Genomic DNA, 23,153 nt, shown 5'->3' on the forward strand with positions numbered 1-23,153 from the left:
ATGGATGCTTGGTCCCGTAGTCTCGAGCGCCTCGAAGCGGAGTTCCCGCCGGAAGACGTTCATACCTGGTTGAAGCCGCTGCAGGCCGATCTGCGCGTGGACAGCCTGGTGCTGTATGCACCGAATGCCTTCATCGTCGACCAGGTCCGCGAGCTGTATCTGGCCCGGATCCGCGAACTGCTGGCGCATTTCGCCGGTTTCAGCGACGTTTTCCTTGAAATCGGCTCGCGCCCGCGCCCTGTGGAGGCGCAGAACGCGCCGGTTTCCACGCCATCGGCGCATGTGTCCAGCGAACCGCAGGTGCCGTTTGCCGGCAACCTGGACAATCACTACACGTTCGCCAACTTCGTTGAAGGCCGCAGCAATCAGCTGGGCCTGGCCGCCGCGTTCCAGGCGGCGCAGAAGCCGGGCGACCGCGCGCACAACCCGCTGCTGCTGTACGGAGGCACCGGCCTGGGCAAGACCCACCTGATGTTCGCCGCCGGCAACGCCATGCGCCAGGCCAATCCGGGCGCGAAGGTGCTGTACCTGCGTTCGGAACAGTTCTTCAGCGCGATGATCCGGGCCCTGCAGGAAAAGACCATGGATCAGTTCAAGCGCCAGTTCCAGCAGGTGGACGCGCTGTTGATCGATGACATCCAGTTCTTCGCCGGCAAGGACCGCACCCAGGAAGAGTTCTTCCACACCTTCAACGCGTTGTTCGATGGCAAGCAGCAGATCATCCTGACCTGTGACCGCTATCCGCGCGAAGTCGAGGGCCTGGAAGCGCGCCTGAAGTCGCGGCTTGCCTGGGGCCTGTCGGTCGCGATCGAACCGCCGGACTTCGAGACCCGCGCCGCGATCGTGCTGGCCAAGGCGCGCGAGCGCGGTGCCGAGATTCCCGATGATGTTGCGTTCCTGATCGCCAAGAAGATGCGCTCCAACGTGCGCGACCTCGAGGGCGCGCTCAATACGCTGACCGCCCGCGCCAATTTCACCGGCCGCGCGATCACCACCGAATTCGCCCAGGAAACCCTGCGCGATCTGCTGCGCGCCCAGCAGCAGGCGATCAGCATTCCCAACATCCAGAAAACCGTTGCCGACTACTACGGCCTGCAGATAAAGGATCTGCTGTCGAAGCGTCGGACCCGCTCGCTGGCCCGCCCCCGCCAGGTCGCCATGGCCCTGACCAAGGAACTGACCGAGCACAGCCTGCCCGAGATCGGCGACGCCTTTGCCGGTCGCGATCACACCACGGTGCTGCATGCCTGCCGCCAGATCCGCACCCTGATGGAAACCGACGGCAAGCTCCGCGAGGACTGGGACAAGCTGATCCGGAAGCTGAGCGAATGATGCACGGATGCCGATGAGGCGTCATCGCACAAAACGGTGCAGAATCCGGTAGCAAGCGCGGGACACGCTGTGGATAAAAATGGCGTTTGAAATCGCGCTGAATTTATCCACAGCTTTCCCCACCCCCTGGGGGTCGGTAATACAGAGGGTTTCGAGGTCTGAAATTCTTTTATTTACAAAGACTTAGCGTTGTTTTCCAGCGATTCTGTCTCTACCAGCACCACCAAGCTTTTGATTTATTCCACATTTTTTAAAGCATAGGGGCACGGAACCACATGCGTTTCACACTGCAGCGCGAAGCCTTTCTCAAGCCGTTGGCACAGGTCGTCAACGTGGTCGAACGCCGCCAGACCCTTCCGGTTCTGGCCAATTTCCTGGTCCAGGTGCAGAACGGCCAGCTGTCGCTGACCGGTACCGACCTGGAAGTGGAGATGGTGTCGCGGATCGCGGTTGAAGACGCCCAGGACGGCGAAACCACCATTCCCGCCCGCAAGCTGTTCGAGATCATCCGCGCCCTGCCCGACGGCAGCCGGATCACCGTCTCGCAGACCGGTGACAAGATCACCGTGCAGGCCGGCCGCAGCCGCTTCACCCTGGCCACCCTGCCTTCCAACGACTTCCCGTCGGTGGACGAAGTGGAAGCCACCGAGCGCGTGGCCATCGGCGAAGCGACCCTGAAGGAACTGATCGAACGCACCGCGTTCGCGATGGCCCAGCAGGACGTGCGCTACTACCTCAACGGCCTGCTGTTCGATCTGCGCGGCGATGCCCTGCGCACTGTTGCCACCGACGGCCATCGCCTGGCCCTGTGCGAAACCGACCTGGCCAAGCCCAGCGGTTCCAAGCGCCAGATCATCGTGCCGCGCAAGGGCGTGACCGAGCTGCAGCGCCTGCTGGAAAGCGGCGATCGCGAGATCGAGCTGGAAGTCGGCCGCAGCCATGTCCGCGTGAAGCGCGACGATGTCACCTTCACCTCGAAGCTGATCGACGGTCGCTTCCCGGATTACGAAGCAGTGATTCCGATCGGTGCCGACCGTGAAGTGAAGGTGGATCGCGAAGCCCTGCGTGCCTCGCTGCAGCGTGCCGCGATCCTGTCCAACGAGAAGTACCGCGGCATCCGCGTGGAAGTCTCGCCGGGCAACCTGAAGATCAGTGCGCATAACCCGGAGCAGGAAGAAGCCCAGGAAGAGATCGAGGCCGACACCACGGTCAGCGATCTGGCCATTGGCTTCAATGTGAACTACCTGCTGGATGCGCTGTCTGCGCTGCGCGACGAGGAAGTCATCATCCAGCTGCGCGACTCCAACTCCTCCGCGCTGGTGCGTGAATCCAGCAGCGAGAAGTCGCGTCACGTGGTCATGCCGCTGCGCCTCTGACAGCAGCGCTGTTCCACGTGGAACCGAACGACGCCCGGGATCTTCCCGGGCGTTTTTTTTGTTCCACGTGGAGCATTGGGTCGGGGTGTTGAGCAGCATCCGTTTGCAGGGACGTCACCCTCATCGCTGGTCCCCTTCTATCGCTCTGCCTTCAGTACGATTCACGGCGGGTGTTGGGACCAGCGCGATTGCGGCCAATGCTCGCTGACGCATCACGTTCGATCGGAAGCGCCAGCACCTGGATTCTCAACGTGAGTGTATTCGGCCAGATCTGACTGGATTGGCGAAGCGAGGCACCACTGATGCCGCGATCTCCGCTGATGCTGCAAACGCCTCTGTCCACAGGGCTGATTCGGGGCAGAACGGGCCGAGCCTAGCTTCTAAATCTGGGTATAAATCTAAAGCATGGTGGTGATGGTAGGGCCAGATCTCGTGGGAAAACCAGCTATCTGTATGATTTAAAACAAATTTATACGGCTGAAACCCCCTGTATAGAGGCCCCTCAGGCTGGGGGGGAACCTGTGGATAGTTTTAAGCGGCAGGGAAAAGGCCTTTTTTACCCACAGATTGCCCATACCTTGTGTATAAGTCATACAGACCCGCTGTGGACAGCGTGAAACGAAGGGGCTGAATTCTTTGAAATCTGTGGAACCCTCCAGGACACTGGATCGCAGATTTGAAGGAATCCGCCGGGTCATCCGAACGCCCCCCGCCGAAGCGCGCACTCATGGCTGTACAAAGGCCCTTAAATCGTTGAAATCTGAGGGTCGATGCCCTGCCGCCCTCAGCAGAATTGAAGGGATTCTGGCCAGGTCCAGGCCTGTAAGCGGTCAAGCGGATGCCGTGGTGCCACGTGGAACGTGCGATTGCCTGGCGCGCAGAGCTCTCTGCTCCGCGTTGCAGCTGGCGCAGCGCGTCCTGCTTGACCGATGCAGTAAGCTGATGGATTCCCTGCCCCGGTACCGCCTCGTGCGGATGGTCTTTCGCGCCCCATGCTTATCCGCCGCCTCGCCCTGCACCAACTGCGTCGCTTCAGTGCGGTGGACCTGTCGCCCCAGCCGGGATTGAACCTGCTGACCGGCGACAACGGTGCCGGCAAGACCAGCGTGCTGGAAGCCCTGCATCTGATGGCCTATGGACGCAGCTTCCGTGGCCGGGTGCGCGATGGATTGGTGCGCCAGGGCCAGGAAGCGTTGGAAATCTTCGTGGAATGGGACGAACAGCGTGCCGATCACCCGCCCCACCGCCGAAAGGCTGGCCTGCGCCACAGTGGCCAGGACTGGAAGGGGCGATTGGACGGCGAAGATGTCGCGCAACTGGGCAATCTCTGCGCAGCGCTGGCCGTGGTGACGTTCGAGCCTGGGAGCCATGCATTGGTCAGTGGTGGTGGGGAACCCCGCCGCCGCTTCCTCGATTGGGGCTTGTTCCACGTGGAACCGGACTTTCTGTCCTTGTGGCGCCGCTACTCCCGGGCGCTGAAGCAGCGCAATGCCCTGCTCAAGCAGGGCGGGCCGTCGCGGATGCTCGATACCTGGGATCACGAGCTGGCCGAGGCTGGAGAACCACTGACCAGCCGCCGCCAGCACTACCTGGAGCGTCTGCAGCAACGCACTGTGGCCTTGGCCGCCAGCCTGGCACCGCAACTCGGCATCCAGGGACTGGAACTGAGTCCTGGATGGAGGCGGCATGAACTTCCGCTGGCCGATGCCCTGCTTTTGGCTCGCGAGCGCGACCGTCAGGCCGGCTACACCTCGGTCGGCCCGCACCGGGCGGACTGGAGTGTGGATTTCCAGAGCATTCCTGGTCGCGATGCGCTGTCCCGGGGCCAGGCCAAGCTGACGGCATTGGCCTGCCTGCTCGCGCAGGCCGAAGACTATGCCGAACAGCGTGGCGAATGGCCGGTGATCGCGCTGGATGATCTGGCTTCGGAGCTGGATCGCACCCACCAGGCGCGGGTACTGGAGCGCCTGCTCAATGGCCCGGCACAGATCTTCATCACCGCCACCGAAACTCCGGCGGCGCTGCAGGAATTGACCCAGATCGCCCGGTTCCACGTGGAACATGCACAGATCGTGGCTGTGCCATAGTGGGCACACCAGGGCCGCTCGACCCCGGCTGGTATAATTCGGGTTGGAATCCTTTCATTCTCGGCGCATCGCTCCAAGCGGTGGCCGACCTGCGGAGCCTACGGCAAGCGCAATGAGCGACGAACAGAACACCCCGGCAAACAACGGCAATTACGACGCCAACAGCATTACCGCCCTGGAAGGCCTGGAGGCTGTCCGCAAGCGTCCCGGTATGTACATCGGTGATGTGCATGACGGCACCGGTCTGCACCACATGGTGTTCGAGGTCGTCGACAACTCGATCGACGAAGCGCTGGCCGGCCACGCCGACCATGTCGCGGTGACGATCCACGCTGACGGTTCGGTCTCGGTGTCCGACAACGGCCGTGGTATCCCGACCGGCAAGCACGAACAGATGAGTGCCAAGCTCGGTCGCGAAGTGTCTGCGGCCGAAGTCGTCATGACCGTCCTGCACGCAGGCGGCAAGTTCGACGACAACAGCTACAAGGTTTCGGGCGGCCTGCATGGCGTCGGCGTCAGCGTGGTCAACGCGCTGTCGCAGAAGCTGCTGGTGGACGTGTTCCAGAACGGCTTCCACTACCAGCAGGAATTCAGCGACGGCGCCGCCGTGACCGCACTGGCCACGCTGGAAACCACCACCAAGCGCGGCACCACCGTGCGCTTCTGGCCGTCCACCGTTGCCTTCCACGACAACGTGGAATTCCACTACGACATCCTGGCCCGCCGCCTGCGCGAACTGTCGTTCCTGAACTCCGGCGTCAAGATCGTCCTTGCTGACGAGCGTGGCGACGGCCGCCGCGATGACTTCCACTACGAAGGCGGCATCCGCAGCTTCGTGGAGCACCTGGCCCAGCTGAAGACCCCGCTGCACCCGAATGTCATCTCGGTTACCGGCGAGCACAATGGCATCGTGGTGGATGTGGCGCTGCAGTGGACCGACTCCTACCAGGAGACGATGTACTGCTTCACCAACAACATCCCGCAGAAGGACGGCGGTACCCACCTGGCCGGTTTCCGCGGTGCGCTGACCCGCGTGCTCAACAACTACATCGAGCAGAACGGCATCGCCAAGCAGGCCAAGATCAACCTGACCGGCGACGACATGCGCGAAGGCATGATCGCCGTGCTGTCGGTGAAGGTGCCGGACCCGAGCTTCTCCAGCCAGACCAAGGAAAAGCTGGTCAGCTCGGACGTGCGCCCGGCGGTGGAAAACGCCTTCGGTGCGCGCCTGGAAGAGTTCCTGCAGGAAAACCCGAACGAAGCCAAGGCGATCGCCGGCAAGATCGTCGACGCCGCGCGTGCACGTGAAGCCGCGCGCAAGGCCCGCGACCTGACCCGCCGCAAGGGGGCGCTGGATATCGCCGGCCTGCCGGGCAAGCTGGCCGACTGCCAGGAAAAGGATCCGGCGCTGTCCGAACTGTTCATCGTCGAGGGTGACTCGGCAGGTGGTTCGGCCAAGCAGGGCCGCAACCGCAAGAACCAGGCGGTGCTGCCGCTGCGCGGCAAGATCCTCAACGTGGAACGCGCACGCTTCGACCGCATGCTGTCCTCCGACCAGGTCGGTACGCTGATCACCGCGCTGGGCACCGGCATCGGCCGTGACGAGTACAACCCGGACAAGCTGCGTTACCACAAGATCATCATCATGACCGACGCCGACGTCGACGGCGCCCACATCCGCACCCTGCTGCTGACGTTCTTCTACCGTCAGATGCCGGAGCTGATCGAGCGCGGTTACGTCTACATCGGCCTGCCGCCGCTGTACAAGATCAAGCAGGGCAAGCAGGAGTTGTACCTGAAGGACGACCCAGCGCTGGACAGCTACCTGGCCAGCAGCGCAGTGGAAAACGCTGCGCTGGTGCCGGCCACCGGCGAGCCGGGCATCGAAGGCCTGGCGCTGGAGAAGCTGCTGCTGGCCTACGCTGCTGCCCTCGATTCCATCGAGCGCAACGCGCACCGCTATGACCGCAACCTGCTCGAAGCGCTGGTCGATTTCGTGCCGATGGATCTGGAGAGCCTGCGCAATGCCGGTGAAAGCGAAGGCCTGGATGCATTGGCCAAGCGCCTCAACCAGGGCAGCCTGGGCAGCCCGCGCTTCAGCCTGGAGTTGCAGGAAGCCAACGATGAGCGCCCGGCCGCCGTGCTGGTGACCCGTCGCCACATGGGCGAACAGCACCTCCAGGTGCTGCCGATGTCGGCGTTCGAAAGCGGCGAACTGCGCGCGATCCACCAGGCGTCCAAGCTGCTGCATGGCTTGGTCCGCGAAGGTGCGACCATCTCCCGGGGCGCCAAGTCGATCGAAGTGGACAGCTTTGCCAAGGCGCAGAACTGGTTGCTCGAAGAGGCCAAGCGCGGCCGCCAGATCCAGCGATTCAAGGGTCTGGGTGAAATGAATCCGGAGCAGTTGTGGGACACCACCGTGAACCCGGAAACCCGCCGACTGCTGCAGGTGCGCATCGAAGACGCTGTCGCAGCCGACCAGATCTTCAGCACCCTGATGGGCGATGTCGTCGAACCGCGTCGCGATTTCATCGAGGACAACGCACTGAAGGTCGCCAACCTGGATATCTGACACAATCCGGTGATGGCCGGTGCGCGGGGAGGCGCGCCGGCCTTCGATCCTTGAACGCAGGTACCTGATGTCCGCATCCGCCCCGGTTTCCGCCCCGCCCCCGATTCCGCCGGCCTCGGCCGCGCCGCGTGTCGTTTCACCGCTGGCGGGGTTTTTCATCGACCTGGGCATCGCCGCTGTCACCCTGTTTGGCCTGAGCCTGATCAGCGGCCTGCTGTGGGGCCTTTACCGTGGCGTGGTGGTTGGCTACGCCAATGCGCAGGCCAGCGGTGGAACGCCCGACGCCGGTTCGGTCGCGGCGACACTGGGCCAGCCCGGCGCGCTTGCGCAGATTCTCATGGCGCTGTTTGCCACCGGTGGTGCCGCGTTGCTGCTGTACTTCTGGCGACGGCCAGCCAACGCCGCCGAACGTCAGGCGTCGCGCCAGGCGCTGCGCCGCCCCTCCACCTGGGGCTGGACCCTGCTGGTGGCGACCCTGATCGTGCTCGGCAGCAACGGCATTGCCTTCCTGGCCAAGCAGTTCGGCATCGAGCCGGTCCCCACCAATCTGGCGCTGATGCAGAGCGCGATCGCACGTTTCCCGTTGTTCCTGTTGCTGTTCGCGGTGGTACTGGCGCCAGCCTACGAAGAACTGCTGTTCCGCCGCGTGCTGTTTGGCCGCCTGTGGAAGGCGGGGCGCCCGTGGTTGGGCGTGGTGCTGAGCAGCCTCGCATTCGCCCTGATCCATGAGATCCCCGGCACCAGCGCCAATGGCCCGGCCGAAATCGCACAGCTGTGGCTGGTCTATGGTGGCATGGGGGCTGCGTTCTGCTGGCTCTACCAGCGTACCGGCACGTTGTGGGCGGCGATCACCGCGCATGCGTTGAACAATGCGGTTGCCCTTGCCGCGATGGTGTTCCTGGGGTCAACGTAACGCCGCGTCCGCTTGACGAAAGATTAAGCCGCTACGCTACACACTGCGCATATGAACACGGGGGAGCTTCCATGAAACAACTGCTGCTGGCCCTTGTCATCACCACCCTGGTCAGCGCCTGCGCGACCACCACCTCCCCTACCGGCCGCCGGCAGATGGTGGGCGGCGTCTCGCAGGCACAGCTGGACCAGCTCGGCGCACAGGCGTTCGCCGAAACAAAGCAGAAGGAAAAGATCAGCACCGACGGCCGCCAGAACGGTTACGTGCAGTGCGTGGTCAATGCCCTGGTCGCGCAGTTGCCGCCTCAATACCGTGGCGTACGGTGGGAGACGGCGGTGTTCGTCGACAAGGAGCCCAACGCATTCGCCCTGCCCGGCGGCAAGGTCGGTGTGAACACCGGCATCTTCACCGTCGCCAAGAACCAGGACCAGCTGGCTGCCGTGATCGGCCATGAAATCGGCCACGTCATCGCCCGCCACCATGAAGAGCGCATCACCCGCCAGATGGGCGCGCAGACCGGCTTGGCCGTGCTCGGTGCGCTGGCCGGTGCGGCCTACGGCGAAGGCGCTGCCAGCACCGTCAACCAGCTCGGCGGCATGGGCGCGCAGACCGCCTTCCTGCTGCCCGGCTCGCGCACCCAGGAAAGCGAGGCTGACGTGATCGGCCAACGGCTGATGGCCCAGGCCGGCTTCAATCCGGCGCAGGCAGTCGATCTGTGGCAGAACATGATGGCCGCCAGCGGCGGCCGCAGCCCGCAATGGCTGTCCACCCACCCTGATCCGGCCAACCGGATCCAGGAACTGCGACGCGATGCCCCGGCCCTGACGCCGGTCTATCAGCAGGCGCAGGCGGCCGGGCTACGGCCAAAGTGCGGATGAGTGCGCAGTTCTATGCTGTATTGCAGCACATAAAACGATTTCTCACGCCATCTGTTTCTGATACGTTTGGCGGCTCAGATTTTTCTGACAGTCCGACTTTGCCGCTAACCGGCGGTTCGATCGAGGTGAACGATGATTTTCCGTAACCACAAAGCTGTGCTTTCCGTCCTCGTCGCGACCGCCCTGACCGGCGCCGTGGTCACCGATGCCTTCGCGCAGTCCTCGCGTTCCTCCGAGCGCGGCAACCGCGGCGGCAAGCAGGCCAAGGCCGAGGCGCTGTACCCGAACGCGACCCGCCAGGAGCCGACGGTCAAGGCCTCGGCCAAGATGGGCAGCAAGCTGCAGAAAATGATCGACAGCTACAACAAGGAAAAGTTCCCGGAGACCCGCACCCAGGCCGACGCCATCCTGGCTGACAGCGCCGCGAACGAGTACGACAAGTCGCTGGCCGCGCAGCTGGCCTCGCAGGCGGCCTACCAGACCGACGACGCCCCGGCGGCGATCGCCTATCTGAAGCAGGTCCTGCAGTTCAACGGGCTGGACAACAACGGCCACTTCCAGTCGATGCTGATGCTGGGCCAGCTGGAACTGCAGGAAGACAAGACCGCCGAAGGCCTGGCAACCCTCGACAAGTACTTTGCCGAGAGCAAGTCGACCAAGCCGGAAGAACTGATCGCCAAGGGCCAGGCGCTGTACCAGCTGGAGCGCTACCAGGAAGCGATCCCGGTGCTGAAGCAGGCCATCGCCGGTTCCGCCGAACCGAAGGACAACTGGAACCAGCTGCTGATGGCGGCCCTGTCCGAAGCTGGCCAGTCCGGTGAAGCGGTCAAGGAAGCCGAGGCGCTGGCCGCCAAGAACCCGAACGACAAGAAAGCCCAGCTGAATCTGGCCAGCATGTACATGCAGGCCGACCAGATGGACAAGGCGGCCGCGGTGATGGACAAGCTGCGCAGCAGCGGCCAGCTCACCGAAGAGCGCGAGTACAAGCAGCTGTACTCCATCTATGCCAACACCGACAAAAAGGAAAAGGACGTCATCGCGGTCATCAACGAAGGGTTGCAGAAGGGCATCCTGAAGCCGGACTACCAGGTTTACCTGGCGCTGGCCCAGTCCTACTACTACTCCGACCAGGTGCCGCAGGCGATCGAGGCGTGGCAGAAGGCTGCCCCGCTGTCCAAGGACGGTGAGACCTACCTGAACCTGGCACGCGTCCTGCATGCCGAAGGTCGCATCCCGGAGGCCAAGCAGGCCGCCCAGCAGGCGCTGGCGAAGGGTGTGAAGAACCAGGCTGATGCCAAGAAAATCATCAACCTGAAGTAAGTAGGAATAACGCCTGAATGCCTGCTCAGTTGATGCGCAGGCGCTCAGGATTGGTATAAGCTTGGAGGTTCCTGCGGTGTCATGCACCGCTGATCAGGGATTCCGCCCCCGGCATCCCGGCCCCACTATTGAGCTCTTGGCGCATGACGGAACAACTAGTCGTTCACCGGTACGAACAACCCGATGACAAGGGGCTGAGCTGGCCTCGCATCGTCGGCATCGCGTTTGTAATTGCCCTGCATCTGGCCGCCTTCATGATGCTCCTCATTCCCGCCGTGGCTCCCAAGGCCGTGGCTGAGAAGGAGCGCAACGTCATGGTGACCATCGTCGATGCGCCGCCGCCGCCGCCCCCGCCGCCGCCGCCGCCGCCGCCGACCGATACTCCGCCGCCGCCGGTGAAGAATCTGTCGCCGCCGAAGCCGTCGCCGGTCCCGCCGCCGCCGCAGGCGCCGGTCGTGGACGTGCCGGAGCCGCGCCCGAGCGATATCGTCACCCCGCCGTCGCCCCCCGCGCCGCCGGCACCTGCGACCTCGATCGAGGCCAGCGTGGACATCTCGTCGAAGGCCATGAATCCGCCGCGCTACCCGCCGGCAGCCTTCCGCGCTGGTATCCAGGGCGAAGTGATCCTGATCATTGATGTCGATGCCAGCGGCAACGTCACCAATGTCACGGTGGAAAAGTCCAGCCGTAACCGCGACCTGGACCGTGCCGCGATGGAAGCGGCTCGCAAGTGGCGCTTCAACGCCGCTGAATCTGGCGGTAAGAAGGCGGCAGGTCGCGTTCGCGTCCCGGTCAACTTTGCGCTGAACTGATGCGCCCGGGTGGCCGACTGGCCACCCCCGCTCCCGGTTCGATTGTTTAGCTTAGCTACACCCTTTATCACCACACACAACAAAGGTAAGCGTCATGCTGCAGGAAATTTTCATCGCCGCTGCTGCCGGGGGCAATCCGTCCAACGCCCTGTCGCAGATGGGCTTCGAGCACCTGATCCACGAAATGACCACCAAGCCGGGTGATTTCGCGGTTTCCTGGGTCGTGCTGCTGACCCTGGTCGTCATGTCGGCCATGTCCTGGTACTGGACCGTCATCAACATCTTCCGCGCCACCCGCCTGAAGAGCGCCGCTGATCGCGTCGTCAGCCTGTTCTGGGACACCCCGAACGCGCAGGACGCCATCCGTGCGATGGAAGAACAGCCGGCTTCCGAGCCGTTCTCCAAGATCGCCCTGGATGCTGCCCAGGCTGCTGCCCACCACCAGCGCGCTGAAGGCGGCGCCACCGGCGGCGTGGGTGAGAACCTGAGCCGTTCGGAGTTCGTCGACCGCGCTCTGCGTCAGGCCGTGACCCGCGAAAGCAACAAGCTGCAGTCGGGCATGACCCTGCTGGCCACCGTCGGCGCGACCGCTCCGTTCGTCGGTCTGCTGGGTACCGTGTGGGGCATCTACGGCGCGCTGATCAAGATCGGTGCCACCGGCTCCGCTTCGATCGACGCCGTTGCAGGCCCGGTGGGTGAAGCGCTGATCATGACCGCGATCGGTCTGTTCGTCGCGATCCCGGCCGTGTTCGCCTTCAACTTCTTCAGCAAGATCAACAGCGCGACCATCAGCAAGTTCGATACCTTCGCGCACGACCTGCACGACTTCTTCGCCACCGGTTCGCGCGTCCGCTAATTGCGACGCGCTGTACCCAGCGAGAACGTAGTCAACACGATCTAGACGGAGCCCGTTATGGCTTTCAGTAGTGGTAACAGCGGCGGCCCCATGGCCGACATCAACGTTACGCCCCTCGTGGACGTGATGCTGGTGCTGCTGATCATCTTCATCATCACGGCGCCCCTGATGTCCCACAAGGTCAAGGTGGATCTGCCGGAGGCCAACCTGGTCCAGAAGCCGGACGACACCAACGACCGAAAGGGTCCCATCACCCTGGCAGTCAAGGAAGATGGCTCGATCTACTGGAACGACGAAGAAATCAACAAGCAGACTCTCGAGTCGCGCTTGGCGACCGCCGCCCAGCAGACCCCGCAGCCGCCGCTGAACCTGCGTGGTGACCGCACCACCAAGATGCGGGTCATCAACGAGATGACCAAGATCGCGCAGGAACAGGGCATGCTGGACGTGGGCTTCGTCGCGACCAAAGAGAAGGGGCAGTAAGCCATGGCATTCAGTAGTGGTGGTGGCAAGGGCCCCATGGCAGACATCAACGTCACGCCCCTCGTGGACGTGATGCTGGTTCTGCTGATCATCTTCATCGTGACCGCGCCGATCATGACGTACCCGATCGCCGTGGACCTGCCGCAGCGCGTGCTCAACCCACCGCCGCAGCTGGTCGAACCGCCGCCGCCGATCGAACTGAAGATCGACGCCAGCAACCAGGTCTCGTGGAACAACAGCCCGATCAATGCGAGCGAGCTGCAGCAGCGGATGGAGCAGGAGGTCCAGCGTGACCCGACCAACCAGCCGGAACTGCGCATCGACGCCAGCCCGGATTCCGAGTACGACGTGATGGCCAAGGTTCTGGCCGCCGCGAAGAATGCTCAGATGAAAAAGATCGGTTTTGTGCAGCAGTAATCGCTACACCGCAACACAACAGTCATGACGCGACTGCAGACGCCCCTGGAAACAGGGGCGTCTTTTTTGTGCCTGTGGTGCCTCGATGGGGTCAGATCCCTTTTCCGCAGGAAAGGGATCTGACCCCATCAAGTTGCGTGCGCCGCTATGATCGCTGGATGCTCGCCCTCTTCGACTCCCTGCGTCACTGGCTTGATGGCATCGCCCACCTCGGCACGATCCTGGCGGTGGCCTATCTGCTGTACCTGTTCGCGCTGGCGGGCTGGATCATGCTGCAGAAGCGCGAGCCGGTCGCCACGCTGAGCTGGATCCTGTCACTGGCGCTGCTGCCCTACCTGGGTCTCTTCATCTACTACCTGCTGGGCCCGCAGAAGGTGAAGCGGCAGCGCCTGCGTCGTGGCCGCGCGCGTTCGGGCATGGAGCATTACAGTGATGTCTGCCCACCGGATGCCGACTGCACCGAGCTGGCCAAGATCGCCCAGGCCACGACAGGACTGGCGCCGAGCAGCGCCACCGAAGTGACCTGGCTGGTGGACGGCGCCGCGACCTACGCGGCCTTGCTGGAAGCCGTCGCGCAGGCGCGCGACCACGTGCATCTGGAGTACTACATCTTCAATCCCGACCACGCCGGAACCGCTCTGCGCGACGCCCTGGTCGAGCGCGCGCGGGCCGGCGTGCAGGTGCGCCTGCTGCTCGATGCAGTGGGTTCTTCCGCTCTGCCCCGCCGCTTCCTGCAGCCTCTGGTCGATGCCGGCGGCGAGGCGGTCTGGTTCCATCCGCGGCAGCTGCTGAAGCCCTTCAAGCGCCCCTGGTTGAACCTGCGCACCCACCGCAAGCTGGTGATCGTCGATGGCCGCCTGGCGTTCACCGGTGGCATCAACATCACCGACGACGAAGACGAGAGCCGCAGGCCGGACGCCTACCGCGACCTGCACATGCGCATCCGCGGCCACGTGGTGCGCAGCCTGCAGCTGGTGTTCGCCGAGGACTGGCTCTATGCCAGCGGCCAGGATCATTCGCGCTTCGACATTGCCCGCCTCTGGCCGGCCGACATGCCACTGCGCGCGGATGGCCCGATCAACGCCCAGGTGCTGGTTTCCGGCCCGGACTCGGGCTGGGAAACCATCCACCGCCTGCACGTGGCGGCGATCCAGGAAGCACACGAGCGGGTGTGGCTGGTGACGCCCTACTTCGTGCCCGGCGAAGCGGCGCGGATGGCCCTGACTTCGGCCGCGCTGGGTGGGCTGGACGTCCGCCTGCTGGTGCCGAAGATGAGCGATTCCTGGTTCGTCACCCAGGCCGCCCGCTCCTACTTCGACGAGCTGCTGCATGCCGGGGTGAAGATCTACGAGTACGGCCCGCGCATGCTGCATACCAAGGCCTTCATCGCCGATGACGACGTCTGCATCGTTGGCAGTGCCAACTTCGACCACCGCAGCTTCCGGCTGAACTTCGAGCTGTCGATGATGATCAGCGACCGTGACCGGGTGTCTGCGCTGGCCGAACTGCTGCAGGGCGAATTCGACCGTTCCACGCGGGTGCACGACCAGGCCGGCCGCTCGCTGTGGCTGCACCGCCTGCCCGAGGCCTTCGCCCGGCTGGCCTCGCCGCTGCTCTGACGCAGCGCTACACTGCGGCGATCATCCGGGGAGCCCGACTATGTACTGGTTTTACCTGCTGCTGGCGCTGGGCTGCTTTGCCTTCGCCCTGAAGACGCCCAGCGCCGCATTGATGACCCTGTGCCTGCTGGCCGCCCTCGCCTTCCTGCTGGCCTGGGTGCGCGGCCGCTACGTCGCCCGCTTCGGCGACCTTCAGCGCGACCCCGCCACCCTGGTCGACGCCGAGGAACTGCGCCGCCTGCGCGAGCAGGCCCAGGCCCGGCGCAATGACGACCGCAACGACCACGATCCGTCCCCTCTTTCCAAGTAGTTCCGTTCCATGACCCAGCTCAGCGTCAACGTCAACAAGATCGCCGTCCTGCGCAATTCGCGCGGCGGTGCCGAACCGGACGTGGTGCGTGCCGCCCAGGCCTGCCTGGATGCCGGCGCACATGGCATCACCGTGCACCCGCGACCGGACCGCCGCCACATCACCGCCGAGGACGTGCTGGCCCTGTCCACGCTGACCCGTGCCCGTGGCGTGGAGTTCAACATCGAAGGCAACCCGTTCGCGCCGCCGCGCGAGGGTTACCCCGGCCTGTTGCCGCTGTGCGCGCAGACCCGCCCGGCGCAGGCCACCCTGGTGCCTGACAGCGACGGCCAGATCACCTCCGATCATGGTTTCGATTTCGAGCGGGATGCCGCGCGACTGCGCCCGCTGATTGCCGAACTGAAAGCGATGGGCTGCCGGGTCAGCCTGTTTGTCGACGCCGGCAACCCGCTGCTGGAGCAGGCGGCCGAAGTGGGTGCGGACCGCATCGAGCTGTATACCGGGCCCTATGCGGAGGCGCATGCGGCTGGTGATGCTGACGCGATGCTGGCGCTGTTCGCCACTGCCGCACGCCGTGCACAGGCCGTTGGCCTGGGCGTGAACGCCGGCCACGATCTGTCGCAGGACAACCTGCGCGATTTTCTGGCCAACGTGCCGGACGTGCTGGAGGTGTCGATCGGCCACGCGCTGATCGGTGAGGCGCTGTACGAGGGGCTGGACGCCACGGTGCGGGGCTACCTGGCGCTGCTGTGAGGTAGCGCCGGGCCATGCCCGGCGGTGCCCGGATTTCGACCGCCGGGCATGGCCCGGCGCTACCGGAACAGTTGTCGCAGCCATTGAGACGGCTGCGGCGTAACCTGCCGCAATGGGTATTGCGATCAAGGGCCGAGGTTCCACGTCCCACCTTGCCGGGCGCTTTGAAAGCACCGTCAGCGAGGCGGTGGACGATGGCTGGGCGGTCGACGAGAGCGAGGAGTTCCTCGCCCCGCGCCTGCGTACCGAAGTACGCGCCGAGACCGCGCGCAGCATCATCACCCGCAACACTTCGCCGGACGTCGGCTTCAGCCAGTCGGTGAATCCGTACCGCGGTTGTGAGCATGGCTGCTCCTACTGCTTCGCACGCCCCTCGCACGCCTATCTGAACCTGTCGCCGGGCCTGGATTTCGAGACCAAGCTGTTCGCCAAGACCAATGCGCCGCAGCTGCTGCGCAAGGAGCTGTCGAAGCCGGGTTACGTGCCGCAGCCGATCGCGCTGGGCATCAACACCGACGCGTACCAGCCGATCGAGCGCAAGTTCAAACTCACCCGCCAGCTGATCGAAGTGATGCTGGAAACCAAGCATCCGTTTTCGTTGATCACCAAGAACGCGCTGGTCGAGCGCGATATCGATCTGCTTGCACCGTTGGCGGCGGAAAATCTGGTCAGCGTGCATTTCTCGGTGACCTCGCTGGACCCGCACCTCTCCGCGAAGCTGGAACCGCGCGCGTCGGCACCGCATGCACGGCTGCGCGCGATGAAGCGCCTGCATGACGCCGGCATTCCGGTGGGTGTGATGGTGGCACCGGTGATCCCGTGGATCAACGACAGCGAACTGGAAGCCGTGCTGGAGGCCGCACACGACGCAGGTGCGAGCACCGCCGGTTATGTGCTGCTGCGCCTGCCGCTGGAAGTGGCACCGCTGTTCCGCGATTGGCTGGATACCCATCATCCCGATCGCGCTGCACACGTGATGAGCACCATCCAGCAGCTGCGCGGCGGCAAGGACTACGACAGCCAGTTCGGCACGCGCATGCGTGGCCAGGGCGTGTATGCGGAGCTGTTGAACAACCGCTTCAAGCTGGCGCGAAAGCGTCTCGGGTTCAATGCACAGAACAGCCATTGGCCGAAGCTGGATTGCAGCCGGTTCCTGAAGCCGTTGCCGCCGAAGAAGGATTCGCCGCAGGGAAGCCTGTTCTGAGTCGACCAGTCGAGCATGGCTCGACGCTGCATCCGAGGCTGTCGAGCAGGCTCGGGGTCACCCCCCGAACAACTTCTGCGCACTCTGGAACAAGATCCAGCTGGTCGCGATGAACTTGTCGCCGCCCTGCGGCCGGTTGCCACGATGGGTGTGGGTAAACGCCGTCGGCGCAATCAGCAGACTGCCGGTGCGTGGTGCGATCTTCCGCCCCTGGAACAGGAACTCGGTTTCCCCCTCTTCGAACTCGTCGTTGAGGTACAGCGTCCACAGCACGTGCCGATGCAGGGTCTCGGCCTGCGCATCCTTGGGGTACAGCTCACAGTGCCAGTACGGATAGCCGCCCTCGCCTGCCGCATACCACTGCAGGTTGATGGCGCCGGGACGCAGGCAGGTCCGCGCAAGATCCGCCAGTTGTTGTGGCGGCATGTCGGGGAAGTCCTCGGCAGACAGGCGTCGCGGTTGGCCGTTGCTGTCCTGGATCTGCAACATCAGTGGTGCAATCAACGCCTGTGGATAACGGCGTAGATAAGTCAGCAGGCCATTGAACACCGCATGCTGCAGCTGATGGTCCACATCCTGCCAGCCGTCCAGGCCGCTGATGCGCAGATCCTTGCTGTGCTTGAGTTCCGGGAACACGCCACTGCCTACCGCGCCTGGCCGCAGGCCCTGTGCAGCGCGCATGCGCTCGACGATCGCCGTGCAGACCTCGCTGGGGACCGCGTTGTGGATGACTTCGATGAAATCGACCGGGCCCTGCTCGTGCATGCGTGCATTCCTTAGGCGGCAACAGCTTGATGGTGCCGTTTGCCGCCCTCGGTGTCACCCCACGGTCATGTCATCGATCTGCCATGGCCGTTGTCGGAGGACCGGCCGTCAGCCCTGTGCGTCGTCGTGCGCGTGGTGGTAGCGCACGGCCTCAGCCACTTCCTCGCGCGAGCCGAGGAACACCGGCACGCGCTGGTGCAGCTGGTCGGGCTGGATGTCGAGGATGCGCTCGCGGCCGGTCCAGGCGGCGCCGCCGGCCTGTTCCACCAGCAGGCCCATCGGGTTGGCTTCGTACATCAGGCGCAGCTTGCCGGCCTTGGACGGGTCCTTCTTGTCCCACGGGTAGATGAAGATGCCGCCGCGGGTCAGGATGCGATGCACGTCGGCGACCATGCTGGCGATCCAGCGCATGTTGAAGTTCTTCCCGCGCGCGCCTTCCTTGCCGGCCAGCAGATCGCCCACGTAGGCCTGCATCGGGGCTTCCCAGTGGCGCTGGTTGGACATGTTGATGGCGAACTCCTGGGTGGCCGCCGGAATCTGCATGTTCTCGGTGGTCAGCACGAACTCGCCCTTCTCGCGGTCCAGGGTGAAAGCGTGGGTACCGTGGCCGACGGTCAGCACCAGCTGGGTGCTGGGCCCGTAGATGCAGTAACCGGCGGCAATCTGCTTGCTGCCCGGCTGCAGGAACGCGTCATCGCCCGGCAGTTCCACGTTGGTCGGGCAGCGCAGCACCGAGAAGATGGTGCCGACGGAGACGTTGACGTCGATGTTGGAGCTGCCATCGAGGGGATCGAACAGCAGCAGGAAATCACCGCGCGGGTAGATGTCCGGCACCGGCTGGCTGTGGTCCATTTCCTCCGAGGCGCAGGCGGCGAGGTGGCCGCCCCAGGCATTGGCTTCAAGCAGGATCTCGTTGCTGATCACGTCCAGCTTTTTCTGCGCTTCGCCCTGCACGTTGCCGGTACCGGCATCGCCCAGCACGCCACCGAGGGCGCCCTTGCTGACGGCGATGGAGATGCTGGTGCAGGCGCGGGCGACGACCGCGATCAGCTGGCGCAGGTCGGCATTGATGCGGCCGGCGTGCTGTTCCTGGATCAGGAAGCGGGTCAACGAAGTACGGGACATGAGCGGGCAGGTCTCGGCAGCGGGAAAACGCCTATTGTCGCCGGTCCGGCCAGCGCGTGCGTGAGCGCGGGGAGGCGTAATCGTTTCCAGATGCGTTGCGCTCGTGGCGCCTACCTTCATGGAGGCACAGGGCGAGGTACACCGTGGCCAGGACAGTAAGGCGCATGGATGCGCCGACCGAGCCCCCATGGATGGGTTTACGGCGTGTCCTGGCCACGGTGTACCTCGCCCTGCGCTTCAGGGTTCGCCGCGAGCGCGGAGGGTGTGGCAAAGGCACAGGCAAAGCAGAAGCAAAAACAAAGGCGCCTTTCGGCGCCTTTGTCTTCAAACCAGTGCAGTGTTGCTTCAGCCCTTGGCGACGGTGGCCACGGCCTTGGCGACGTATTCCAGGTTGTTCTGGTTCAGCGCGGCCACGCAGATGCGGCCGGTGCCGACGGCGTAGATGCCGAACTCGTCGCGCAGGCGTTCGACCTGCTCACGGCTCAGGCCGGAGTAGGAGAACATGCCGGCCTGTTCATTGATGAAGCCGAACTGCGGTGCACCTGCAGCGGCCAGCTTCTCGACCAGGCCCTGGCGCAGTGCGTGGATGCGCTCGCGCATCTCGGTCAGCTCCTGCTCCCACATCGCGCGCAGTTCCGGGTTGGTCAGCACGCCGGCAACCAGCGCAGCACCGTGGGTGGACGGGCTGGAGTAGATGGTGCGGATCACACGCTTGACCTGCGACTGCACGGCCTTGGCGTCAGCGGCGGTCGGCGCCACCATCGACAGCGCACCCACGCGCTCGCCATACAGCGAGAACGACTTGGAGTAAGAGTTGGCCACGATGAAGCTGTCAATGCCGGCTTCGGCGATGATGCGCACCGCTGCGCCGTCCTGCTCGATGCCCTTGTCGAAGCCCTGGTAGGCCATGTCGATGAAGGGGAACAGCTGCTTGTCCTTCAGCAGCTGGGCGACCTGCTTCCACTGGGTGACGGTAAGGTCGGCACCGGTGGGGTTGTGACAGCAGGCATGCAGCAGCACCACGGTGCCGGCTTCCAGCTTGCCCAGGTCGGCCAGCAGGCCGTCGAAGTTGACACCGTGGGTGGTCGGGTCGAAGTAGGTGTACTCCACCACCTCGAAGCCGGCCGCGCTGAACACGGCGCGGTGGTTTTCCCAGCTCGGATTGCTCAGCGCAACGGTGGCGTGCGGCAGCAGCTTCTTCAGCACGTCGGCGCCGACGCGCAGCGCACCGCTGCCACCGACGGTCTGTGCGGTGGTGACGCGGCCGGCGGCCAGCAGCGGCGAATCCTTGCCGAACACCAGCTCACGCGTGGCCTGCGTGTACGCCGGCAGGCCATCGATCGGCAGGTAGCCGCGCGGTTTGGCTTCAGCGGCGAGCTGCTGCTCGATCTGCTTGACGGCGCGCAGCAGCGGAATGCGGCCGCTCTCGTCGTAGTAGATGCCCACACCCAGGTTGACCTTGGTCGGGCGGCTGTCGGCGTTGTACGCCTCGGTCAGGCCCAGGATCGGGTCGCCTGGGACCAGTTCCACGTTTGCAAAGAAGGACACGGCGGTACTCGTTCGGTAGACGGAAAGGGGGAGGAATTGCGCCACGCGGTCTGCGGCTTTTCAGCCGGAAACAGCCCATCGTAACAAAGCCTGCCGGGGCTGGCCGCCGCCATCGTCATCCGCGGCCCCGTACCATGGCGTGCGTTGCCGCCCGATCCATCAACCTGAATCATGAATCCCGCCGCACGACGCCGTTGCCTGCCGCTGTCCGCCCTGCTGCTGTCGCCCTGGGCGGCGGTGGCCGAGCCTGCGCCCACCGCCCTGCCTGCGGTGCAGGTACAGGCCGCACGGGTGCCGGGTATCGACCCGTTCGCGCTGCCGGCCAGCCAGGATACGGTCTGGATCGATGCCAGCCGCGCTGGCACCGGCGCGCAGCTGTCCGAGGCGCTGGCCGGGGTACCAGGGCTGCTGGCGCGCGACCGGCAGAACTTCGCCCAGGACACGCAGCTGTCGATCCGTGGCTTCGGCGCGCGCTCGACCTTCGGGGTGCGCGGGGTGCGGGTGTTGATCGATGGGGTGCCCGCGACCATGCCCGATGGCCAGGGCCAGCTGTCGCATGCCAGCCTGTTGGGCGCCGAACGCATCGAGGTGCTGCGCGGGCCGTTCTCGGCGCTGTACGGCAATTCCTCCGGCGGCGTGCTGCAGGTCTGGAGCGCGCAGGGCCAGGCCGGCGACCCGTGGCGGTTGCGCGTGAATGCCGGCGCCGACAGCACACTCAGTGTCGGTGCGCAGCTGAAGGGTGCCGGCCAAGTGCTGGACTACAACATCGCCGCCAATCACTTCCGCACCGATGGCTGGCGGGACCACAGCCGCGCGCGCCGTGAATCGCTCAACGCACGCATCGGTGGAGAGCTGGGCGGTGGGCGGCTGGAGCTGCTGCTCAACGCACTGGAAGCACCAGATGCGCAGGATCCGCTGGGCCTGACCCGTGCCCAGGTGGCGGCTGATCCGCGCCAGGCCACGGCGGTGGCGCACCAGTACAACACCCGCAAATCGGTGCGCCAGCAGCAGGCCGGCCTGCGCTGGACCCGTGAAACGGGAGCGCAGCGCTGGCAGTTGATGGGCTATGCCGGACAGCGCGCGGTGCGCCAGTACCTGCCGATTCCGCCGACTGCGCAGGCCAATCCGCTGCATGCCGGCGGGGTGATCGATCTGGAGGGCGGCTACGGCGGACTGGACGCGCGCTGGGGGTGGCATGGTGACCTTGCTGGCCGCCCCCTGGATCTGGTGGCCGGGCTCAGCGCCGATCGCCAGCGCCAGCATCGCACCGGCTACGAGAACTTCATCGGCACCGCCCTGGGCGTGCGTGGGCGGCTGCGTCGTGACCAGATCGACGTCGTGCAGAACGTGGACCAGTTCGCCCAGGCCTGGTGGCAATGGAGCCCGCGCTGGTCGCTGCTGGCCGGCCTGCGCCACAGCACCGTGCGCTTCGACTCGGACGACCGCTACATCACCGGGCGCAACCCGGATGACAGCGGCCGCCGGCGCTACCAGGCCACCACGCCGGCGGCCGGGATCAGCTTCGAGGCCAGCCCGCAGTGGCGGCTGCACGCGGCGGTGGGACGTGGTTTCGAGACCCCCACCTTCAACGAACTGGGCTATCGCGCCGACGGTCAGGCGGGATTGGCGCTGGATCTGGCGGCGGCGCACAGCCGCAGCCTGGAAGTGGGCAGCAAATGGCACGCACAGGATGGAACCCAGCTCGATATCAGCCTGTTCCGCGCAGATACTGACGATGAGCTGGCAGTTGCCAGCAACATCGGTGGGCGCAGCACCTATCGCAACATTGGCCGCACCCGCCGCCAGGGCGTGGAACTGCAGTACCGACAACCGCTGGCCGAACAGCTGGAACTGCAGCTGGCGTGGACCTGGCTGCAGGCGCAGGTGCGCTCGCCGTACCTGACCTCGAACAACGTGGTCGCGGCGGGCAGCCGCCTGCCCGGTGTGCCACGCCAGCAGGCCTTCGCCCGCCTGCAATGGACACCGGCTGACTGGCAATGGGCACTGGAGGCCACGGCCAGCAGCGATACCGTGGTCAATGACGTGGCTACGGCGCGCGCACCCGGGTTCGCCCTGCTGCATCTGGAAGGCGGGCGCCGCTGGACCTTGCCGGGTGGCGAGCTGCACGCCTTCGCGCGGCTGGAGAACGTGTTGGACCAGGCCTACATCGGCTCGGTGATCGTCAACGATGGCAATGGCCGCTTCTACGAGCCCGGGCCGGGGCGGCGGGCCAGCGTGGGTGTGCAGTGGTCGTGGCGTTAGCGCGGGACCGCTGCGCTCGCCGGGCATGGCCCGGCGCTACCGTCAATCGGGGGCCTTGGCCGGCACGAACGGCGAGGTCGGGTCGCTGGCCGGGAAGGTTTCCTCCAGTGCCTCGTCCTGGTTGTCGCTGGCGCGCTGCTTGCGTTCGCGGCGCTTGAGCGGGCTTTCCTGACCGCCGCGATGACGGTCGCCACCGTCCTTGCGATCCTGGGCCGCCTGTTCAGCCTCGTGCTTCACCGGCAGATGCTCTCCGGCGTGCTCGGCATCGAAGAACGGCGCACCGGTACCGCGGTAGTCGGCGTTGTCGGCATCGCGCTTGCCGCGTTGCTCACCGGGAATGGGCGGGTGGTTTTCCCGCAAGGGGTCTCGGGAGGTCTCTCGGCTCATGGTCTGGCTACCTCGGCTGGGGCGTCCACTACACCCCCACGCAGGTAAAGCCGCTGCGAACCTGGCGTCATGAACATCTCGCTCACCCCCCGGTAACGGCACCGCGCGTATTCCTGCCCACCCGCCCCCGCTGC

The 23,153-nt window shown here is 65.0% G+C and carries 20 protein-coding genes; 16 read left to right on the forward strand and 4 right to left on the reverse strand.

What is annotated here, in order from left to right:
- The 15 genes from dnaA (at nucleotide 1) to ACZK4H_RS00075 (ending at nucleotide 16,932) form a co-directional block, all read left to right on the forward strand.
- The gene (gene dnaA / locus ACZK4H_RS00005; protein ID WP_005411730.1) at nucleotides 1-1,332 is read left to right on the forward strand and encodes a chromosomal replication initiator protein DnaA; all 1,332 of its coding nucleotides are present in this window, start codon (nucleotides 1-3) and stop codon (nucleotides 1,330-1,332) included.
- A 275-nt stretch (nucleotides 1,333-1,607) separates the two neighbouring features.
- Nucleotides 1,608-2,708 carry a DNA polymerase III subunit beta gene (dnaN, locus tag ACZK4H_RS00010; RefSeq protein ID WP_005411731.1) on the forward strand — a complete coding sequence of 367 codons (1,101 nt, stop codon included), beginning with the start codon at nucleotides 1,608-1,610 and terminating at the stop codon, nucleotides 2,706-2,708.
- Nucleotides 2,709-3,700: 992 nt separating this feature from the next.
- The gene (gene recF, locus ACZK4H_RS00015) at nucleotides 3,701-4,795 is read left to right on the forward strand and encodes a DNA replication/repair protein RecF (RefSeq protein WP_099554148.1); all 1,095 of its coding nucleotides are present in this window, start codon (nucleotides 3,701-3,703) and stop codon (nucleotides 4,793-4,795) included.
- A 112-nt stretch (nucleotides 4,796-4,907) separates the two neighbouring features.
- On the forward strand, nucleotides 4,908-7,367 hold the full coding sequence (gene gyrB, locus ACZK4H_RS00020; RefSeq protein WP_099554146.1) for a DNA topoisomerase (ATP-hydrolyzing) subunit B: 2,460 nt from the start codon (nucleotides 4,908-4,910) through the stop codon (nucleotides 7,365-7,367).
- Between the two features lie 67 nt (nucleotides 7,368-7,434).
- Nucleotides 7,435-8,280: a CPBP family intramembrane glutamic endopeptidase gene (locus tag ACZK4H_RS00025; protein ID WP_099554144.1), complete on the forward strand. Its 846-nt coding sequence runs from the start codon at nucleotides 7,435-7,437 to the stop codon at nucleotides 8,278-8,280.
- Between the two features lie 71 nt (nucleotides 8,281-8,351).
- Complete coding sequence (locus ACZK4H_RS00030) at nucleotides 8,352-9,158, forward strand: M48 family metallopeptidase (RefSeq protein ID WP_010487422.1); 807 nt, start codon at nucleotides 8,352-8,354, stop codon at nucleotides 9,156-9,158.
- 132 nt (nucleotides 9,159-9,290) lie between these two features.
- Nucleotides 9,291-10,478, forward strand: a complete 1,188-nt coding sequence (locus tag ACZK4H_RS00035; protein WP_099554142.1) for a tetratricopeptide repeat protein — start codon at nucleotides 9,291-9,293, stop codon at nucleotides 10,476-10,478.
- Nucleotides 10,479-10,621: 143 nt separating this feature from the next.
- Entirely contained in the window at nucleotides 10,622-11,290 is a 669-nt protein-coding gene (locus ACZK4H_RS00040) for an energy transducer TonB (protein WP_049429181.1), read from the forward strand.
- Nucleotides 11,291-11,384: 94 nt separating this feature from the next.
- Complete coding sequence (gene exbB, locus ACZK4H_RS00045) at nucleotides 11,385-12,146, forward strand: TonB-system energizer ExbB (RefSeq protein WP_004132614.1); 762 nt, start codon at nucleotides 11,385-11,387, stop codon at nucleotides 12,144-12,146.
- A gap of 57 nt (nucleotides 12,147-12,203) precedes the next feature.
- On the forward strand, nucleotides 12,204-12,629 hold the full coding sequence (locus ACZK4H_RS00050) for an ExbD/TolR family protein (protein WP_012509603.1): 426 nt from the start codon (nucleotides 12,204-12,206) through the stop codon (nucleotides 12,627-12,629).
- A gap of 3 nt (nucleotides 12,630-12,632) precedes the next feature.
- Nucleotides 12,633-13,046, forward strand: coding sequence for an ExbD/TolR family protein (locus ACZK4H_RS00055; protein ID WP_004132666.1), 414 nt, complete (start codon nucleotides 12,633-12,635; stop codon nucleotides 13,044-13,046).
- 158 nt (nucleotides 13,047-13,204) lie between these two features.
- Nucleotides 13,205-14,665: a cardiolipin synthase gene (gene cls / locus ACZK4H_RS00060; protein ID WP_099554202.1), complete on the forward strand. Its 1,461-nt coding sequence runs from the start codon at nucleotides 13,205-13,207 to the stop codon at nucleotides 14,663-14,665.
- A 40-nt stretch (nucleotides 14,666-14,705) separates the two neighbouring features.
- Complete coding sequence (locus ACZK4H_RS00065) at nucleotides 14,706-14,975, forward strand: hypothetical protein (RefSeq protein ID WP_099554138.1); 270 nt, start codon at nucleotides 14,706-14,708, stop codon at nucleotides 14,973-14,975.
- Nucleotides 14,976-14,984: 9 nt separating this feature from the next.
- Nucleotides 14,985-15,728 (forward strand): pyridoxine 5'-phosphate synthase, encoded by a 744-nt coding sequence (locus ACZK4H_RS00070; protein WP_142808014.1) that lies wholly within the window; start codon nucleotides 14,985-14,987, stop codon nucleotides 15,726-15,728.
- Nucleotides 15,729-15,840: 112 nt separating this feature from the next.
- Entirely contained in the window at nucleotides 15,841-16,932 is a 1,092-nt protein-coding gene (locus tag ACZK4H_RS00075) for a PA0069 family radical SAM protein (protein WP_099603970.1), read from the forward strand.
- Between the two features lie 57 nt (nucleotides 16,933-16,989).
- Here ACZK4H_RS00075 and ACZK4H_RS00080 read toward each other — a convergent pair whose 3' ends face one another.
- The 3 genes from ACZK4H_RS00080 to ACZK4H_RS00090 form a co-directional block, all read right to left on the reverse strand.
- Nucleotides 16,990-17,697, reverse strand: coding sequence for a 2OG-Fe(II) oxygenase (locus ACZK4H_RS00080; protein WP_099554132.1), 708 nt, complete (start codon nucleotides 17,695-17,697; stop codon nucleotides 16,990-16,992).
- A gap of 108 nt (nucleotides 17,698-17,805) precedes the next feature.
- On the reverse strand, nucleotides 17,806-18,822 hold the full coding sequence (locus tag ACZK4H_RS00085) for a class 1 fructose-bisphosphatase (RefSeq protein WP_014035428.1): 1,017 nt from the start codon (nucleotides 18,820-18,822) through the stop codon (nucleotides 17,806-17,808).
- A gap of 345 nt (nucleotides 18,823-19,167) precedes the next feature.
- Nucleotides 19,168-20,370, reverse strand: a complete 1,203-nt coding sequence (locus tag ACZK4H_RS00090; protein WP_099554130.1) for an amino acid aminotransferase — start codon at nucleotides 20,368-20,370, stop codon at nucleotides 19,168-19,170.
- A gap of 171 nt (nucleotides 20,371-20,541) precedes the next feature.
- Here ACZK4H_RS00090 and ACZK4H_RS00095 point away from each other — a divergent pair, with 171 nt between their 5' ends.
- A complete protein-coding gene (locus ACZK4H_RS00095; protein ID WP_099554128.1) occupies nucleotides 20,542-22,632 on the forward strand; it encodes a TonB-dependent receptor family protein in 2,091 nt (696 codons plus the stop codon).
- A gap of 42 nt (nucleotides 22,633-22,674) precedes the next feature.
- Here the strand turns inward: ACZK4H_RS00095 and ACZK4H_RS00100 are convergent, their stop codons facing one another.
- Complete coding sequence (locus ACZK4H_RS00100) at nucleotides 22,675-23,019, reverse strand: hypothetical protein (RefSeq protein ID WP_099554126.1); 345 nt, start codon at nucleotides 23,017-23,019, stop codon at nucleotides 22,675-22,677.
- Nucleotides 23,020-23,153 lie beyond the last annotated feature (134 nt).

This window comes from Stenotrophomonas sp. 78350_Sma (assembly GCF_056482105.1).

What these genes read in the sequence shown, in the direction of transcription:
- dnaA (WP_005411730.1), top strand. Translation starts at nt 1, where the DNA reads ATGGATGCTTGGTCCCGTAGTCTCGAGCGCCTCGAAGCGGAGTTCCCG.
- dnaN (WP_005411731.1), top strand. Translation starts at nt 1,608, where the DNA reads ATGCGTTTCACACTGCAGCGCGAAGCCTTTCTCAAGCCGTTGGCACAG.
- recF (WP_099554148.1), top strand. Translation starts at nt 3,701, where the DNA reads ATGCTTATCCGCCGCCTCGCCCTGCACCAACTGCGTCGCTTCAGTGCG.
- gyrB (WP_099554146.1), top strand. Translation starts at nt 4,908, where the DNA reads ATGAGCGACGAACAGAACACCCCGGCAAACAACGGCAATTACGACGCC.
- ACZK4H_RS00025 (WP_099554144.1), top strand. Translation starts at nt 7,435, where the DNA reads ATGTCCGCATCCGCCCCGGTTTCCGCCCCGCCCCCGATTCCGCCGGCC.
- ACZK4H_RS00030 (WP_010487422.1), top strand. Translation starts at nt 8,352, where the DNA reads ATGAAACAACTGCTGCTGGCCCTTGTCATCACCACCCTGGTCAGCGCC.
- ACZK4H_RS00035 (WP_099554142.1), top strand. Translation starts at nt 9,291, where the DNA reads ATGATTTTCCGTAACCACAAAGCTGTGCTTTCCGTCCTCGTCGCGACC.
- ACZK4H_RS00040 (WP_049429181.1), top strand. Translation starts at nt 10,622, where the DNA reads ATGACGGAACAACTAGTCGTTCACCGGTACGAACAACCCGATGACAAG.
- exbB (WP_004132614.1), top strand. Translation starts at nt 11,385, where the DNA reads ATGCTGCAGGAAATTTTCATCGCCGCTGCTGCCGGGGGCAATCCGTCC.
- ACZK4H_RS00050 (WP_012509603.1), top strand. Translation starts at nt 12,204, where the DNA reads ATGGCTTTCAGTAGTGGTAACAGCGGCGGCCCCATGGCCGACATCAAC.
- ACZK4H_RS00055 (WP_004132666.1), top strand. Translation starts at nt 12,633, where the DNA reads ATGGCATTCAGTAGTGGTGGTGGCAAGGGCCCCATGGCAGACATCAAC.
- cls (WP_099554202.1), top strand. Translation starts at nt 13,205, where the DNA reads ATGCTCGCCCTCTTCGACTCCCTGCGTCACTGGCTTGATGGCATCGCC.
- ACZK4H_RS00065 (WP_099554138.1), top strand. Translation starts at nt 14,706, where the DNA reads ATGTACTGGTTTTACCTGCTGCTGGCGCTGGGCTGCTTTGCCTTCGCC.
- ACZK4H_RS00070 (WP_142808014.1), top strand. Translation starts at nt 14,985, where the DNA reads ATGACCCAGCTCAGCGTCAACGTCAACAAGATCGCCGTCCTGCGCAAT.
- ACZK4H_RS00075 (WP_099603970.1), top strand. Translation starts at nt 15,841, where the DNA reads ATGGGTATTGCGATCAAGGGCCGAGGTTCCACGTCCCACCTTGCCGGG.
- ACZK4H_RS00080 (WP_099554132.1), bottom strand. Translation starts at nt 17,697, where the DNA reads ATGCACGAGCAGGGCCCGGTCGATTTCATCGAAGTCATCCACAACGCG.
- ACZK4H_RS00085 (WP_014035428.1), bottom strand. Translation starts at nt 18,822, where the DNA reads ATGTCCCGTACTTCGTTGACCCGCTTCCTGATCCAGGAACAGCACGCC.
- ACZK4H_RS00095 (WP_099554128.1), top strand. Translation starts at nt 20,542, where the DNA reads ATGAATCCCGCCGCACGACGCCGTTGCCTGCCGCTGTCCGCCCTGCTG.
- ACZK4H_RS00100 (WP_099554126.1), bottom strand. Translation starts at nt 23,019, where the DNA reads ATGAGCCGAGAGACCTCCCGAGACCCCTTGCGGGAAAACCACCCGCCC.